The organism is Microcoleus sp. D2_18a_D3, assembly GCF_036702455.1.
In the GTDB taxonomy this organism is placed as follows: domain Bacteria; phylum Cyanobacteriota; class Cyanobacteriia; order Cyanobacteriales; family Microcoleaceae; genus Microcoleus.
The window spans coordinates 1-14,935 of sequence record NZ_JAUBTK010000121.1 but is presented as its reverse complement, the minus strand read 5'-3'; the positions used below and the strand labels follow the sequence as shown (position 1 = coordinate 14,935).

The 14,935-nt window shown below is 43.0% G+C and carries 17 protein-coding genes and 1 pseudogene; 9 read left to right on the top strand and 9 right to left on the bottom strand.

Features of this window, described 5'->3' with window-relative positions; all coding sequences use genetic code 11:
- Window positions 1-1,229 precede the first annotated feature (1,229 nt).
- From QUB06_RS31970 to QUB06_RS31960, 3 genes are all read left to right on the top strand, one after another.
- Window positions 1,230-1,439 (top strand): DUF2997 domain-containing protein, encoded by a 210-nt coding sequence (locus tag QUB06_RS31970; protein WP_015176940.1) that lies wholly within the window; start codon window positions 1,230-1,232, stop codon window positions 1,437-1,439.
- A 40-nt stretch (window positions 1,440-1,479) separates the two neighbouring features.
- Window positions 1,480-1,866, top strand: a complete 387-nt coding sequence (locus QUB06_RS31965; protein ID WP_242716193.1) for a DUF1257 domain-containing protein — start codon at window positions 1,480-1,482, stop codon at window positions 1,864-1,866.
- A 77-nt stretch (window positions 1,867-1,943) separates the two neighbouring features.
- Complete coding sequence (locus QUB06_RS31960) at window positions 1,944-2,414, top strand: ferredoxin (protein WP_333232806.1); 471 nt, start codon at window positions 1,944-1,946, stop codon at window positions 2,412-2,414.
- Between the two features lie 94 nt (window positions 2,415-2,508).
- Here QUB06_RS31960 and QUB06_RS31955 read toward each other — a convergent pair whose 3' ends face one another.
- From QUB06_RS31955 to QUB06_RS31940, 4 genes and pseudogenes are all read right to left on the bottom strand, one after another.
- Window positions 2,509-2,790, bottom strand: coding sequence for a YiaA/YiaB family inner membrane protein (locus tag QUB06_RS31955; RefSeq protein WP_172189332.1), 282 nt, complete (start codon window positions 2,788-2,790; stop codon window positions 2,509-2,511).
- Window positions 2,791-3,156: 366 nt separating this feature from the next.
- Window positions 3,157-3,291 (bottom strand): annotated as a pseudogene (locus tag QUB06_RS31950) (Uma2 family endonuclease); the annotation flags it as partial.
- An 85-nt stretch (window positions 3,292-3,376) separates the two neighbouring features.
- Window positions 3,377-3,727, bottom strand: a complete 351-nt coding sequence (locus tag QUB06_RS31945; protein ID WP_333438701.1) for a hypothetical protein — start codon at window positions 3,725-3,727, stop codon at window positions 3,377-3,379.
- Between the two features lie 58 nt (window positions 3,728-3,785).
- Window positions 3,786-7,412, bottom strand: coding sequence for an nSTAND1 domain-containing NTPase (locus tag QUB06_RS31940; protein WP_333438700.1), 3,627 nt, complete (start codon window positions 7,410-7,412; stop codon window positions 3,786-3,788).
- Between the two features lie 150 nt (window positions 7,413-7,562).
- Here QUB06_RS31940 and QUB06_RS31935 point away from each other — a divergent pair, with 150 nt between their 5' ends.
- On the top strand, window positions 7,563-7,919 hold the full coding sequence (locus QUB06_RS31935) for a CU044_2847 family protein (RefSeq protein WP_333438699.1): 357 nt from the start codon (window positions 7,563-7,565) through the stop codon (window positions 7,917-7,919).
- A 187-nt stretch (window positions 7,920-8,106) separates the two neighbouring features.
- Here the strand turns inward: QUB06_RS31935 and QUB06_RS31930 are convergent, their stop codons facing one another.
- From QUB06_RS31930 to QUB06_RS31910, 5 genes are all read right to left on the bottom strand, one after another.
- Window positions 8,107-9,186, bottom strand: a complete 1,080-nt coding sequence (locus QUB06_RS31930; protein WP_333438698.1) for a hypothetical protein — start codon at window positions 9,184-9,186, stop codon at window positions 8,107-8,109.
- Between the two features lie 76 nt (window positions 9,187-9,262).
- Entirely contained in the window at window positions 9,263-10,240 is a 978-nt protein-coding gene (locus QUB06_RS31925) for a hypothetical protein (protein WP_333438697.1), read from the bottom strand.
- A gap of 56 nt (window positions 10,241-10,296) precedes the next feature.
- On the bottom strand, window positions 10,297-10,665 hold the full coding sequence (locus QUB06_RS31920; protein WP_333438696.1) for a hypothetical protein: 369 nt from the start codon (window positions 10,663-10,665) through the stop codon (window positions 10,297-10,299).
- 59 nt (window positions 10,666-10,724) lie between these two features.
- Window positions 10,725-11,426 carry a hypothetical protein gene (locus QUB06_RS31915; protein ID WP_333438695.1) on the bottom strand — a complete coding sequence of 234 codons (702 nt, stop codon included), beginning with the start codon at window positions 11,424-11,426 and terminating at the stop codon, window positions 10,725-10,727.
- 92 nt (window positions 11,427-11,518) lie between these two features.
- Window positions 11,519-11,785, bottom strand: a complete 267-nt coding sequence (locus QUB06_RS31910) for a hypothetical protein (protein WP_006634886.1) — start codon at window positions 11,783-11,785, stop codon at window positions 11,519-11,521.
- Between the two features lie 254 nt (window positions 11,786-12,039).
- Between QUB06_RS31910 and QUB06_RS31905 the strand changes: the two genes are divergently transcribed.
- From QUB06_RS31905 to QUB06_RS31885, 5 genes are all read left to right on the top strand, one after another.
- Window positions 12,040-12,363, top strand: a complete 324-nt coding sequence (locus tag QUB06_RS31905) for a helix-turn-helix domain-containing protein (RefSeq protein WP_006634885.1) — start codon at window positions 12,040-12,042, stop codon at window positions 12,361-12,363.
- A 15-nt stretch (window positions 12,364-12,378) separates the two neighbouring features.
- Entirely contained in the window at window positions 12,379-13,068 is a 690-nt protein-coding gene (locus QUB06_RS31900; protein WP_333084758.1) for an ImmA/IrrE family metallo-endopeptidase, read from the top strand.
- Between the two features lie 85 nt (window positions 13,069-13,153).
- The gene (locus tag QUB06_RS31895; protein ID WP_333103328.1) at window positions 13,154-13,393 is read left to right on the top strand and encodes a polymorphic toxin type 33 domain-containing protein; all 240 of its coding nucleotides are present in this window, start codon (window positions 13,154-13,156) and stop codon (window positions 13,391-13,393) included.
- A 26-nt stretch (window positions 13,394-13,419) separates the two neighbouring features.
- A complete protein-coding gene (locus QUB06_RS31890) occupies window positions 13,420-13,851 on the top strand; it encodes a DUF4279 domain-containing protein (protein ID WP_333103329.1) in 432 nt (143 codons plus the stop codon).
- A 187-nt stretch (window positions 13,852-14,038) separates the two neighbouring features.
- Window positions 14,039-14,869 carry a YheC/YheD family protein gene (locus QUB06_RS31885; RefSeq protein ID WP_333438694.1) on the top strand — a complete coding sequence of 277 codons (831 nt, stop codon included), beginning with the start codon at window positions 14,039-14,041 and terminating at the stop codon, window positions 14,867-14,869.
- Window positions 14,870-14,935: the final 66 nt, after the last annotated feature.

Here is a 14,935-nt window from a genome sequence, read left to right as displayed (position 1 = left end):
TTTTAATAATTTTAGGAATCGCGTATTAGCTTGCTTTTCTGATTAGATAAACTTATAACCATAAGTTCAGGAGAGCCTTAGAGAATAGTAATTAGGATTTTATGGTAACAGGACTTACTCACAAACTAATACTGTAGGGTGTGCATTACGAACCTTAACCCCTACCATTAACGCATTTAACTATTTTTTACATAGGTTCTTGATGTATTAGCTGGCGCTACGGCGAAGCTAGTTAGATTAATATCGTTATCCCTATTTCATCTACTGAGAAGTCATCCTTTGCTGCATCACCGTAATTCGAGAGGATAGCTACTTCTGTTTGCTCGCTTTTGTCAAAACCTATGAAGATCGTATAGTCGCTCGCCACTACCACGGTTATGCCAATACAATACTTGCCGATTTGGTAGCGTCGAAATCAGCCCAGCTAAGCGCATACTGAAAGTTTCATTTTTCTCAAAATATTGTGGTTGCGATCGCGCGAAAATCGCAGCCATTTCGCTATTCGCTTTGCAGAAACTGTGTCGCTGAGCTTGCCAAATCCTTTGATGTAATGATCTCCTTGGTCAACTACTCTGAGCGTTAAAGCCAGGTTTTCTGTCTTGCTTAGATAATCCTGCGTAATTCGATCGATTTTAGACTCCTAACTTAGATAAGCCAGAATTATTAATTAAGACTAATTGATAAGTAATTTCGCAGGAAAAACAGAATACCCAGAACCGCGACTTTTTTAAGAAGTTGGTATCTAAAGCGCGATCGTATTTTACGTTTACAAAACTTAAGAACAGATGATCCCAGAGGCATCTAAGTTTTACCGTCACTTTCGATAGAATTCTTGTGGGGTGTCCCACCCGCCCGAAAAATAACATTTATATGCCCAACAGCTTAGTATCTGTAGGGCGAAGCACACGGCACCTTACCCTCGGCCTACTATCTGGCGATCCATCCTCCCTCCCCCAGGATCAATCCCAAATAGCCGTTGCTAATATTCGCGACTCATGTATGACTTGACTGATGTCACAATCTACGCGAAACTTTACATACAACTGATGTATTGCTTCTACATATTAATAAGTTCTGTTAAGTTGTGACTCAAAACCTATCAATTCGTCAAAATTGATATAGCGCTTTGTCAGTCAGCCAACTCTCAAGAAGCTACTTCAGGAGGCATCGTCCCTGGCTTGCTGGTGTCGGTGTCTGTTCTCAATATTCCTATTCAGTCAGCCCGGATTATGGAAACACTAGAGTTTGTGATCTATCCAGATGGCCGCGTACAGGAAACAGTCACCGGCATTGTCGGTGCTTCCTGTGCTGAGGTAACGGCTGCAATTGAAGCTCAGCTCGGCGTGGTGCTTCATCAAGAGTCAACATCGGAATATTTCACGCAAGCGCTGCATCAGTCAGCCGAAGCGACGGCCCAAGTGGCTTTTAGCGATTGGTAATTTTTTTTGTTGAGTTCACTTAAATTTTTTTGGAATCACCATGTCACACTTTAGCCAAATTAAGACCCAGATCCGCAATTTGAATTCTTTGGAAGCTGCTTTAACTGACTTGGGTATCGACTGGAAGTCGGGCCCAACTGAGGTGCGTGGCTATCGCGGCCTAACCAGCACCGCTGAGGTCGTGATTGAGCAAAAAAACGGCTACGACGTAGGTTTTAGCTGGAACGGGACTGAGTATGAATTGGTGGCTGACTTGCAGTTTTGGCAGCAAGCTTGGTCTGTAGACCGTTTTCTGAATAAGGTGACTCAGCGCTACGCTTACCATACTGTGGTGAATGAAAGCGCTAAGCAGGGTTTCCAAATTTCTGAGCAAAAGCAAAATCAAGACGGTTCGCTCCGCTTGGTGGTGCAACGCTGGTGCGCTTAATAATTTTTCGAGATTTTTGCAATCTTGTCTCATCAAAGTCCGCCTGCGCGGACTTATTTACTATTGTGGGGGTCTAAATGTCTGAGCTTTCTGGACTCGGAATAGATACAGCAATTGATCGCTCTGGTTTAGAGCCGGAGTTGGGAGGATTTTTGCGGGATGCGCCCGATCGCTCTGGTTTGGAACCGGAATTGGGCGGTGTGTTGCGCCAAAAAGGTGTCTATGTTGATGAGATTACCTGCATTGGCTGCAAGCACTGCGCTCACGTTGCTCGCAATACTTTTTATATTGAACCGGATTACGGTCGATCGCGCGTAGTTCGACAAGACGGGGATTCTGAAGAGTTGATTGCTGAGGCGATCGACACTTGTCCGGTGAATTGCATTCATTGGGTTGATTACACCGAACTCAAGAATCTGGAAGAAGAACGCAAGGATCAGGTGATGCCTGTCGTTGGTTTTCCGGTGGATATGGCGACAGTTAAGGCCGGTATTCGCCAGCGCCAAAAGAATAAGTTGCGCGATCGTAAGTTCAAAGGTAGCCATTGAAATCCCCAATTCCCATCCGCAGCTTGAAACCTGTGGCTCAAACAACAAAAACAGCCCGCGCGGGCTGTTTTTTGTATACATTGTATAGTCAAATTTATTTGAGAGGATGGTGCTCAGCGAGAATTTTCTCAACTCTAGCTTCGTCGATTCTGGCAGTTAATGTTGTTGCCTCGTTGTTATCGCGAATGGTTTTTGCTAAAGTAAAAGACGAGCCGACTGAAAAAGTTAAACCCATACCCATAAAAGCTTTTTGCCAGGGATCTACCTGTAAATAAATGATACCTACAGTAGTTGCGGAAAGGGCAACAATAAAAGAAACCCAGCACTGAAGTATCCAAGCATTAGTATCTTTTTGACGTATGATTTGTTTCTGCATAGTGCCTCTAGGTCAAATATATCTTTTGGTGGATTAACTTAAAGCATAGAGAGTGCGACTGAAGCGGTCAGGAGAGCAGGGGACAGTTTCGATAAGTGAACAGTGCGATCGGGCTTTTTACTAAAAACTAGAACGCTGTAGATAGGGTTTAAGGCTCTCGAAAGACTTCGTGGGAGTGGACAGTTTGAAAACTGGACTAAGAGAGATTGATTGAGTTGGATTCGTATTGTTAATTACTAGGGTCGGCGTCTATGGTTTGCTGCTGTATTTGTTGTAGCAAAGTTTGATAACGATGTCGTTCTTGTTCAAGTTGGGCGATCGCTTCCTCTGCACGCTGCCGTTGTTGTTCAGCTTGGGTAGAATGCTGGCAAACAAGATTTCTAGATTTTCTTTAATAGTGACAATCCAGCGGAATTTTTTGGTATTGTCTGCCATTGGTTCTCAGTCGCGATCGGGGTAGATGATTTCTGATACAGTTTCGGCGGGTAGTTGTTGTACCATAACTGTTGATGGGTTGGGGATGCTGATTTTAGTATAGCTTTTGAGGGTGGGAGAGGTTGGAGAGGGCGATCGCTTTTTCTTTAAGTTAGCATAAGACCTCTTTCAGTAATAAGCTAATATTCTCTGATAAATTTTCATTTATAGATTCATTACTCTCGCCTTGCATTAATGACATCTTCAGCAACTCAACAGAAATTTGGGCGAACATCAAACTTACTTGACCGATAAACTCTCGATTGTTTCTGTTTCCTTGTTTATCTATTATCAGCAAATCCTTTATTAGCACACCAATTTGTCTCCTCAGTTCTTCCTCTTCGGGTTGTATTAAACCATCAACAAACATCCGTTCTCGGCGCTCAATTGCTTGAAAAAGCGCTGGAAATAGTGTATTTAGTTGATCGCAGGTTTGGCATTTTACTGTATTCTCTATACACATGATTTCTTCTCCTAATTTTGGACGAGCCTATCTTTATTCAAATATATTAACACATTTGCTATTTCTGAGATAATAAATGATTGCAGCTTTCCTTTGAGCGGAATTTTGATGGAAAATTTGTAGGGTTAGTTTTAAAATATTGCTCTAATGAGTTGCATACTTGAATTTGTAAATTTGGCAAATTTAATAATTTTTTTTGTTGGTATTTTCCTTCTTTTAGAGTCAAGTTCCAAATTCTGACTATTCCATCTTCACTGGCAGACACCAATACTTGAGAGTTAGTCGGGTCAAAGTTGATGCGATTGACTGCTCCAGAATTGACGACAACTTTTTGCCAAGGTTCTTTTAGAGATTCTTTTTTATTGGCCCATAAAGTAATTACATCTTCCACTCTCCACACTTTAATAATTTCATCCATACTTACAGAAGCAATGAATTTACCATCTTTACTAAATTCTGCATAAAAAATTGGAGCGTTATTAGTTATTTTTCCAAGAATTGTTCCATGAGAATCCCTAATTCTAATGCCCCCTTGATTATCTGAAGTTAAAATCTGAGTTCCCTTTGAATTAAATCTAACTGACTGAGTTGTATATTTAGTGGAATCTATGAGTTTTTGAGGCACATCATTTGTTTTGGCTTGCAAATCCCAGACCAATACATCATAATCTTGAAAACCTGTAGCAACAATAATAGATGGGTTAACAGGATGAAAGTCCACTCCATAAATCTTGTATTCTTTTTTATCCAGCGAGGCTTTATATCTCAGAGTTTTAGGTTCTAACTTGGGGTTATTGATGTTCCATATCATTATACTTCCATCTTTCCCAACAGCAGCTACCTTTTGGTTATCATTACTAAAACTCACATCATAAACACCATCTCGGTGTAAAAACCTTTGTGTCAATTCGCCTTTCCGGTTCCAAATATTTACACTTTTATCTAGACTTCCTGATGCAAATAATTGACCATTAGGGCTAAACCTTACAGACCGTATCAACAGTTTGTGTGCCGGAATAGGAGGCGAAATAGATTGATTTTCTACGTTCCATATTCTAAGGTTTTTATCAAATCCCGCAGAAATAATCAATTTTCCATCGGGGCTAAAAATGGCACTATAAACGCCTCCTTGATGACCTTGGAAGCGATTTCGTTCTTGTACATTATCAATCACTAACTGAAGCCTTTGTAATTCTTGATTATTGTCTCTCCGTCTCTTTTTCATTTCTTCCAAAGCCTCTCCACTAGCTATTAATGCCTCAAGCTGGTTGTGACTGTCTAAAAGCTGTTCGGCTTTTCCAATTAAAGCTCCTATTGTACTGGCCTCTTGTTCTCTTTTCTGTCCTTGGAGTACATTGCTCAGGAGTCCCAAGCCAAGTGTAAATGTTAAAAGTATGCCAGATACGATCGCTAACCTCGTTCTGTGCTTTTGAACTCTTACTCTAGCTTCTGCCTCTTTCACTCTTGCCGTTTCTGCATTCGCTTTGTCCTCGGCCGCGAGCGCTCTTTCCATCTGAGCTATAGTTTTAGCTCTTTCCTCTTCAGCTCTTGCTGCTTCGACTTTAGCGTTAGCTTCGGCAAGTTCTCGCAGTTGCCGCTCTTGTTCTAATTGAGCTTGAATCTCCCGATCGCGCCTACCAACACTCTTCCCCAAAAACTCCCTCTCATCCCCAGTCAAATTCGGCTGCACCCTCTTCTCCCACTCCTCAACCTCCGCCAATCGCGCACCTGTCAACAGCGCATCATCTGACTTACCATAAGTTTCTTCCCACTCCCGACAAGCTATCTCTAAGCGCCGAGAAATCCGAATATTCTCCTGATCCTCTTCAATCCAATCACTCAGTAACTTCCACCGACACAACAGAGCTTCGTGAGCCACTTCTACCGTGTTTTCATCCACAATAATTAAACGCTGCTGTGACCCAGCCAACAGCCCAATTACCCGCTCTAACTGCTCTGGAGAATCTGCGATCGCCCTCAGTCTATCCCAATCAACCCGCCGGCGCGTTACTTCCTTACCTTCACCCAACTGCACCAATTCCATAAACAGTTTGCGTACAAAAATGCGATCGCCATCACTAAGACTTTGGTAGATCACATTAGCTCGATTTTCCAAAGCCCCTTGAACACCGCCAATTTCTTCATAGCTTTTTCTCGTCAGTAACGGTTCGGGAAATTCCGGTTTTTCTATGCAGACTCGCCACAACTCTTTCAAAGCGTATTGTAATAACGGTAATGCTCCCGGTTGACCAGCCACATCCTGGGCAATTTGCGATACTAACCCCCGCTCAAATTTTACCCCGTGTAATTCAGCCGGTTTCTCGATCGCCTCTGGCAACTCTTCAATCCCTAGCGACTTCACAATATAAGTTGTAGTCGGAATATGATTGATCAAATTTAAAACGTCTGGATAATTAGCGCAGCGAATTAAAAAATCTCCACGAAGTGCAATAATCATCCGGCTCTTTCGCTCAGAATCCTTCATCTCCTCTGCAATCAGGCGGATAAAACCCTGTCGCTCGGCTTCATCTTCACAGAGTGTAAATACCTCCTCAAACTGATCTATAAAAATTACAAAAAGCTGATTCTGCTCTCGGTGTCGAGCTAGAATATCCACCAGTTTTCCGAGGGGGTGCTTACCAGGAGTAAAAGATTCAACCGGCCACAGACTGCTACCAGGAATTCTATCCCGACTTAAGTCTGGCAACAATCCCGCTTTAATTAAAGAAGATTTGCCCGAACCAGAGTAGCCGATAACAGATAGAAAACGGCTATTTGTCAGGTGAGTAATCAGCGTCCGAACTGCTTCATCCCGCCCACAAAAATACTTCTCTTGTTCAGCTCCAAAAGCAGAGAGTCCCAGATACGGATTTTGGCGATCGAAATTAATTTCAGTAGCCGAAGTCTCTAGTTGCGGATAAGTTACCAGAGTAATGCAGCGGCCCCAGCCCATACGAATCGCTTCTTGCCCCCACTGAGTACCCTTAAGTTCATTGCTAATATAATCAAATAGGCGATCGCCACTGACCTGCCCATTTCTACTAGCATTTTCCGATGCCAAACCCTTCAGCAAAGCTCCTGTAAAAATGGCGTGCGCTTCCCCAGCCAAAGCTTTTACAGTCTCAAAACTCCGGCAAGCCGTAATTAAATAATAATCCTTTTGTGTACTGAAAGCGGTTAAAGTTTGTTGCACTAGCTGACTTTCAAGAAAATATCCACTATGACAGCAGTCCAACAACATTACCAAACTGCTCAGATCCGACTTTTTAATTAGCCGATTGAGGCTTGACAAATCAATCCCGTATTTATAATTGACCACCTGTCTTCCCACCATTTCCACCTGACAGTCGGAAGTAGCCAATGCTCCTTTTTGCTCCCCCAAGTTATCAAAAAAAGTCAGACCGTGACCGGCAAAATAAATCAGTACATCACTTTTCGTACCTCGTTCCAAGAGCAAATTTTGCAGAGCTTCACATACCTCATCAGCAGAAACACTTTTTTGCTGTGCTACTTCAAAACGTTGGCTCTCAGCGTTCCAGCGATGTGGCAGCCGAGTAACAGTATACTGACCATATTCCTCTAATACCCGTGCAACAACTTCAGCATCAGTAGCCGCTTTAGGGAGGGGTTTGAGGTTGGAGCTTTGATACTGAGCAATACCAATAACAAGGGCGTAACGAGCCATTTAGTTCAACCTGGATTTAAAAAAAATACTGCCTTAGTTGACACGCACCCTGAATTGCTGTTTTAATTCTATCGCTAGAATAACTCAACTTTTCGGAAGCAAGCTCTATCTTTAAGCAAACTCTACACAAACTTAACAAAAGGTAACATTATGTCAGAATTACAGCGTTTCGCTTTTAAAGCAGATGGTGAAGTATACGAAGTCACAATTGACGAAGCTGCAACCTCACAGGAGGATAGTCCTTTTGACGAAGAGAGGGACGTGCGAAGCGATGCGATTAACCGGATGCAGCAAGCTCGCGTGCTAATTCGCAGTTATGCTATGTATGCTGTCACGGCTTTTAAAGATTTTGGTGCGGCTGAGGTTGAAGAACTAACACTGAAATTTGGTATCAAAATGGGTGGCAAAGCTGGCATCCCTTACATTACGGAAGGTTCAGCAGAAGGCAACTTAGAAATTGAGGTAAAGTGCAAGTTTCCTAAATCTACTGCAAGCGAAAAGTCTTAAACCGTTTTTAATCCTTAATCCCAGCTAATTAAGTAAACCCACCTAACAACACAGAATAGGCACTTTCTCTTAGTCCGCGCAGGCGGACTTCGTTTGACAAGGAGCGGTTTCAACCGCCGAGTGATGCTCCTTCAATACCCAGATACCCGACTTCTGCAAGAAATCGGGTATCTAAAGCGACTACGGATTACTTATTTTTTTGCTGAGTCTTCGCTTGTTCGATCGCAATTTCCCTGACTGCTTGCAAAGAACTCAAATTCGATGCTCCCTCAATCGCCTTCACAGCCAAATCTTGAACCTGTTTCAAAGCAGAATCCAGTTGTTTCGACAAGCTAGCAAGGCGCGCATCTTGATTTTGAATTGTCTGCAACATCCCTTGAATTTGCAGTTCATAATTTTGCTTTTGCCCTTCGATATCTTTAGCAGACAAATCAGCCTTAACTTTAGCTTGATAATTGCCAATATTGCGACCGTTATCTTTCCCGTTCTTGATATTAGCTTCCAGTTCTTTCGGGAAAGCTTCTACCTTAGCTTTAACCTCAGCATAAAGTTTTTCCCGTTCCGAAATAGATTTTTCGCGTTCCGCCCACTGTTTCTCCTGTTCTTGCTGAAACTCTTCGATTTCTTGATACAGCCTTTTCTGGCGCTGTTGGTATTCCTCGATGTCCAGATTTCGCTGAAGATTCAAATCGTAAGCATACAACTCTTCATCCCGCTGGCGAGCTTTTTGCTGATTTTCATTGCGTTCTTTAACGGCCAACTTTTGCAGTTCCTGCTCTTTTTCCCAAGCTTGCCGGCGTTCCAACAATTCCTGTTCAACAGTTTCGCGCTGTTCGCTGAGTTCCGCACTAAATGTTTTGGCGCTTTCTTCGTATTGTTGGATTAAATTGTCCAGCGTATCTTCTGCAACATCTTCTAAACTATGCAACTCTTGCAGTTGTTGGATTTCGTCGCCCACGGTGCGCCGCAATTCTTCGAGTTTAGCCGCTTCAGAAGTTAATTTCTCAGACAACTCGCTGACAGCGCCGCCAAAGCCAAATTGCAGCAAAATCAAATTGTCGATTGTGGACTGCATTTTTTGTGGATTTTGAGTTAAAGCCATTGGTTTTTGTGCCTCCACAATAGGTTTTTCTGGGGCTGGTTTTTGCTTTTGGGTAGCGTTTAGCTGTTGGATTTGCGATTCTAACAGCGCTTTTTCTTGCGCTGCTTCCTTGTACGCTTCTAAAATTTCAGCCTTGGTGCTTTTGTCGCTAACTCTTTTGTTCATGACTTTTCATTCCTTAATAGTTGGGAAAATTTCTGTCATTTTTTCGTAAGGTGGGCATGGCACGCCTTACTGGGTTTTAAGCTTTGCTGGCAAAAGCTTTCATTGCCAAATCTTGCGCTTGCTTCATCGTGGCTTGCAATTGTGCAGATATTTCGGCGATTTGTTCGGTTTGTCGCTCAATTGTATGCTGTAGAGATTGCACTTTCAATTCATATCCCTGCTTAGTGCTTTCCCATTCTTTATCCACTAAATCTGCCTTGACTTTAGCTTCGCGGGAAACTTCTTGAATTGCTTCTTCTTTGGCTTTGACATAAGCCTGTTTGAGTTCTTCTTCAAATCCGGTGGCTTTTCTTTGATTCTCTTCAAACTCCGCTTGATTGTCGCTGAGGACTTTTTCCCGTTCCACCCAATTTTTTTCTTTTTCGCGGGTAGATTCTTGCAAGTCCCGTTCTAGTTTGCGCTTCGTTTCTTCGTATTCGTCGGTTTCGATTTTGCGGGTGCGTTCTAATTCGTATTGGTAATCGGCTGTTTCTTCCTGACGCTTTTTAGTTATGAGTGCAGTTTCTTCTTGAACTGCTACCTCAAATTCTTGCTGTTCTTTTTCCCAAATTTTGCGTTTTTGGGTGGTGTCTTTTTCGATAAGTTCGCGCTGGTTGGCGCTGTTTTGTTCGAGCAGGGTCAGTTTTTCTCGGTGCTCTTGAGTTAAAATGTGGAGGGCGTCTGCTACAACTCTGATTTGCTGCAACTCTTGCAATTGTGCCGCTTCAATTTCGATCGCGCGTTTTAATTCGTCTAATTTGGAAGATTCCGCCTTCAGTTTTTCGGAAAGTCCGCTGGTGATGCTGCCAAAATCTAATTGTAAGTCTGCTAAGCCTTTGACAATGCTGTCAATCGTGTAGGTGGAGGCGACTTCGAGGAGTTGTTTGTTTTTGGCTTTTTCGGCTGACTGTTCTTTAGTTTCGACTTTAGATTCAATCTTTTTTTTGTCTGCTAAAATCTGCTGAAAGTTTTGCAAAATTTGGGCTTTGCTATCCTTGGCAGTTGCTATTGTCATAATTTTTGCTTCTCCTGATTATAACTTTTCGACACTTGTGAATGAAACGTTTTCAGTTATTCTAAGTTGCGGAGTTGGCTGAGAAGGGAACGGTACTTTCTGGCTGCGTCGGGTTTTTCTTCGGGATTGGCAATACCTAGAATTTTGAGAATTTTCCAGCAGCGATCGCACCGATTTCCTTCCAAGCAGCCGCACTCATCAATTATACTCAAAATTGTGCCTTTTAGCAAGTGATTTTCGGCTAACAAAGCTCGGTAATTCCGCTGGATTGATTCGGCAACTAAAGTCATGTGCTGGAAGTCTTCGGTGAGACTTTCGATGTCGTTAACTGCGTCTGTCCGAATGTGGTCTAGCAGCTCCAGATTCTCTTTCAAACGGCTTTCTTGCAGGTTCGATTTGGTTTTCAGGTTTGTTAATTTCTTCATTTCACTCTGTTGTAACAGTTATGGTAAAGGCGCGATTAAATCGCGCCTTTACAACAGAATTAGAACAAGTCAGCAGTTGATTTTTCCTCGGCTGCCGGTAGCGACATACCGCCGTTGGAATTCAAAGTCATAGCATCGCTTTCACCGCTACCGTGAGCAGCCATTAAGCGCGCCACTTCCTGGGGAGGGAGATTATCCAAACACACCATTTGCCGCGTTCCTTCTAAGTCAATCATCCGCGATTGATTGCTAGAATCTGACAAAATTGCTGCTGCTTGGTCGATAACTGCCCAGTTGCTACGCTCCATCCACGACCATTTTAAACTGTAATAATTGATTGGTTTAACGAATCCGCTGTCGTCTGGTTTTTCGCCGGAATGCTGGGTAAACTCGGGAATAAAAATACCTGTAGCAGGCTCTACTCCGCGAGATTGAACTGAGGCAACTAAGCCGTTAAAATCGCTCAAACTGCGGTTTTTGATGTATGTCACCATGACAACTCCTTGCGGCAGTTCGCCGGTTTCTGCGACAAACCACAGTTGACCCCACAATGTGTGCGAAGTTTGACCTAAACTGCCGAAGAATTTGGAAAATTTCAGAATAGTCATCGAGCATTTGGAACCATAGGCGGTATCGCCGATCGCCCATTGGCCAATCTGACAGTTGTTTCGGACAGCGATCGGGATTTCTGGTACTAGCAAAGCATTGCTCGGTTTGGCACCAAATACTGAAAATGTAGGTCTTTCTTGTGTTTTAGTCATTGTTCGTTTTTCCTTAGTTTTTTATTGCTTTACGGGGAATTGGTAATTGGTAATCCGTTAAATCTCGTACATTGCTCGTGGTCGAACTTCGATTACCTAATGAGATGTGTTGTCGCTTTTGGTTCGGGATAGGTATACTCAAGCATCGCCTCTTGTTGAGCTTTGATAATCCGCAGCGCGGCGAGCAAATGCTCTAATGTTTCTAAGTGCGCTGGGGTGAAGTGGATGCTGAAGCCCTCGCCATCCCGCGCGTAGCCGGGACAAACCAGTGAGGCTGAGCTTTGTTCTTCGTGGGTGGCGATGTATAGCCAGTCATCGTCTTCGAGCTTGTAATGCGTGTCTGTCCAGGTTCTCAGCATTTGCTATCTGCTCCTCCTTATTTGCTGCGTACAAGCGTTTTGACGCCCAGCGCTTCTCACTCCTCTAAAGTTGACGACGCTATATGTAGCGTGTGAGCTAGGCTAATTTGCACCCTTAACCCTACCAGTCAGGCTTAGCAGGTTGATTAAACCGTCAACTAACCTCATGGTAGCGCGGGTTGATTTTCCCGTCAAGTGTTTTGTTGAACTTTTCATCAAAACAGGCTAGAATGCTTGTCAGGAGGCAAAAAACCGTGGAACAAACATTTGGAAGACTGATCCGTCAAGCTCGCAAGGACAAAGCTTACTCACAACGTGAGCTAGCAGCTATGCTAAGTGTGGATTTTACTTATTTGTCGAAGTTGGAGAACGATCGAGCGGATTATGCGCCAAAAGAGGAGGTAATCCGAGCATTAGCGCGGAATCTAGATATAAACGAAGAGGAATTGATTTTCTTGGCGGGGAGGCTGCCGCAGCAGTACGAAGCGCTGTTGAAGCAGAATCCGAAGGAAATGCAGGCTCTTTTCCGCCGGATGCAAGAAAATCCAGATTGGCTCAAACAGTCTTTTGAAGCGTAAGAGAGGCCCCTCATAGTGAGTATTTTTAAGCCGTATTGCTTCTATCCCAAAGAATCGATCGAGCGTTTGGCAAATGACATCTTGATGCAGATGCAGAAAACGCAAAATTTTGCTCCGAGATGGCCTTTTGATGCGACAACGGTTGCTGATTTTCTGGATTTAGGCGTAGTTTGGGAGTGCATTGAGCCGGATGAAGAAGGTGCGATCGCGGCGAGGATTTTGCCGCAGCAGCGGTTAATCGAAATCAACGAACAGATTCTCGAAAAACCCCCAGGCTTCATCGAATCGACGATCGCCCACGAAATCGGCCACTGGGTGCTACACGTCAATCAAGACGAAGCAGACGGCACTGTGGAACAGTTGGAATTAAACTTGGGCAATGAAGGAAAAACCGCCCAGGATGTCGAGGAACCGTTTGTTTGTCGGGGTGCGAGTGCTGATAATAAGGTTTTGTCGATCGAATGGCAAGCGCAATATTTTGCAAGCTGTTTGTTGATGCCTCGGTGTATTTTGGAGGAAAAAAGACAGGGACGCGATTTAACAAAGTGGTCGCATTTATACAAAATGAGAGATGAGTTGGGAGTGAGCATTTCCAATTTGACAAACCGCTTGCAAGAATTCGATTGGATTTACATTCCCAAGGGAACTCGCGAGATTTATGCCGGGAAAGATGCGGCAAACGGGCAGCAGCGATTGTTTGGATAAAAGTGCGATCCTCTTCGAGGGCTGCGCTAACGAATTTGAGATTTGAGATTTGGAAGCGATTCTCAAATTTTTAGGGGTGTGAGGAATGACGGAAACAGATTTAGAGAATAGTGAAGAAGACCGAAACTGGAGACAAGACAAGCTGCTGACTATTGATGAAATCGAGAGGCTTCAGAGAGGGGGTGAAAACATTCATTTACTCAAAGGTAAACGCAATGCTTCAAAAAGAGACCTCTACAAAGACACAGAAGGGAATATTTATGTTAAACCTAAAAGTGGTATTGGGGCAGGTGAATTCACGGATTTGAATATTAATGATTTTTAATTAATTAATCAAAAAGGAGCGGGCTGATGGAGTCAGAAATTTACTCTTACTTTATGTTGACTGGAATGGAATTCGATCCAGACGAAGTGACTGTAAAGGTAAGCATCAATCCAACTGAAACTTGGAGGAAAGGGGACTTAATTAATCCTAGGGGTACTAGACGGCATCAGGAAAATGGTTGGAGCGTGTATTCTAAAATTGAAAAATCTGCTGACTTAGAAGAACACATTAATTCGGTTTTAGAACAGCTTCAGCCCGGGTGGGTTCCTTTGCTTGAGTTGTGCAAGTGTTATGCTGCGGAGATTGCTTGTGTCATTTATTATCGAAGAGGCAGTGTACCAGCCATACATTTCGATCGAGATATTGTCGCTCAAGCAGCTAAACTGAATGCAGAAATCGATGTTGATTTCTATGTTTTGCCAGAAGAAAGTACATCGGACAAAGCAGTAAGTAGGTAAGGCGATCGCCATTTATGCTCATTGCTTCCTCCTGTGGTATAGTGTGAATGAAAAAAATCAGGCCTTACGCATGGGGGCTAGAAACCCGGTTTCTACGAGTTTTGCATTTACTCAGGAGAAATAGATAAAGAAACCGGGTTTCTGAGGTCAGGGTGCGTAAGTCCTAAAAATTTATACTGTTCAAATTATGCTGACAAATATCAGTCTCGTTCTCGAAGCTTGTCAAGAATTAAATATTTCTTACAAAATCCTGCATCCTTCCCAAAACTTGATTAGAATCAAACAGGGCGGCGAAGAATATTATTTTGTCAATTACATGACGCCATTTAACAGCGCGTCAGTAGCAGAGATTTTTAAAGACAAAGAATATACTTATCAACTATTAAACGGCAAAATAAATACTCCCAGAACTCTCGGTTTTGTCTCGCCTCACTGCCAGGAGAAGTATAAAAAGTATTTGAGTTTCCCAGATATTGAATCAATAGTTTTAGAAGTAAACAAAAAATTCGCTTTCCCGCTGATTCTCAAAAGAAATCGCGGTGCTGGTGGCAACAATGTTTTTTTATGTAAAACTAGAGAGCAAATTAAAGAAGCCCTAGAAATTATATTTAACGTCAACAGCAAAGATTATGACTATGTGGCGCTAGCTCAAGAATACATCGAAATTGCCCGCGAATATCGGGCTGTATTCTGCAAAGAAAAGCTAGTTTTGCTGTACGAGAAAGACAAATCTCAGGCTGAATTTGCGGGGAATTTAAGCCCGCTGCACTGGGAAGGTGCAAAAGCCAAACATATAATTAACCCCAATCTCATGTCTGAGATTGAAGATTTTGTTAAACCTGTTTTTGCTGAAACTGCGATTAATTATGCTGGGCTTGACATCGCGCTAGATACAAAAGGAGCATATTGGTTGATTGAAATTAACTCAAGTCCCAATTACGATATTTTTGTCAGAGATAACGATCGCCAAATTGTCGTAACAATGTTTAAAGGCATCTTAGGATCGCGAATTAAATAACTTACAATTTTAATTATTATTGTGGGATGGGCGTCCCGCCCGTCCTTTTTGGACGGGCGGGACGCC

What these genes read in the sequence shown, in the direction of transcription:
- QUB06_RS31970 (WP_015176940.1), top strand. Translation starts at nt 1,230, where the DNA reads ATGGAAACACTAGAGTTTGTGATCTATCCAGATGGCCGCGTACAGGAA.
- QUB06_RS31965 (WP_242716193.1), top strand. Translation starts at nt 1,480, where the DNA reads ATGTCACACTTTAGCCAAATTAAGACCCAGATCCGCAATTTGAATTCT.
- QUB06_RS31960 (WP_333232806.1), top strand. Translation starts at nt 1,944, where the DNA reads ATGTCTGAGCTTTCTGGACTCGGAATAGATACAGCAATTGATCGCTCT.
- QUB06_RS31955 (WP_172189332.1), bottom strand. Translation starts at nt 2,790, where the DNA reads ATGCAGAAACAAATCATACGTCAAAAAGATACTAATGCTTGGATACTT.
- QUB06_RS31945 (WP_333438701.1), bottom strand. Translation starts at nt 3,727, where the DNA reads ATGTGTATAGAGAATACAGTAAAATGCCAAACCTGCGATCAACTAAAT.
- QUB06_RS31940 (WP_333438700.1), bottom strand. Translation starts at nt 7,412, where the DNA reads ATGGCTCGTTACGCCCTTGTTATTGGTATTGCTCAGTATCAAAGCTCC.
- QUB06_RS31935 (WP_333438699.1), top strand. Translation starts at nt 7,563, where the DNA reads ATGTCAGAATTACAGCGTTTCGCTTTTAAAGCAGATGGTGAAGTATAC.
- QUB06_RS31930 (WP_333438698.1), bottom strand. Translation starts at nt 9,186, where the DNA reads ATGAACAAAAGAGTTAGCGACAAAAGCACCAAGGCTGAAATTTTAGAA.
- QUB06_RS31925 (WP_333438697.1), bottom strand. Translation starts at nt 10,240, where the DNA reads ATGACAATAGCAACTGCCAAGGATAGCAAAGCCCAAATTTTGCAAAAC.
- QUB06_RS31920 (WP_333438696.1), bottom strand. Translation starts at nt 10,665, where the DNA reads ATGAAGAAATTAACAAACCTGAAAACCAAATCGAACCTGCAAGAAAGC.
- QUB06_RS31915 (WP_333438695.1), bottom strand. Translation starts at nt 11,426, where the DNA reads ATGACTAAAACACAAGAAAGACCTACATTTTCAGTATTTGGTGCCAAA.
- QUB06_RS31910 (WP_006634886.1), bottom strand. Translation starts at nt 11,785, where the DNA reads ATGCTGAGAACCTGGACAGACACGCATTACAAGCTCGAAGACGATGAC.
- QUB06_RS31895 (WP_333103328.1), top strand. Translation starts at nt 13,154, where the DNA reads ATGACGGAAACAGATTTAGAGAATAGTGAAGAAGACCGAAACTGGAGA.
- QUB06_RS31890 (WP_333103329.1), top strand. Translation starts at nt 13,420, where the DNA reads ATGGAGTCAGAAATTTACTCTTACTTTATGTTGACTGGAATGGAATTC.
- QUB06_RS31885 (WP_333438694.1), top strand. Translation starts at nt 14,039, where the DNA reads ATGCTGACAAATATCAGTCTCGTTCTCGAAGCTTGTCAAGAATTAAAT.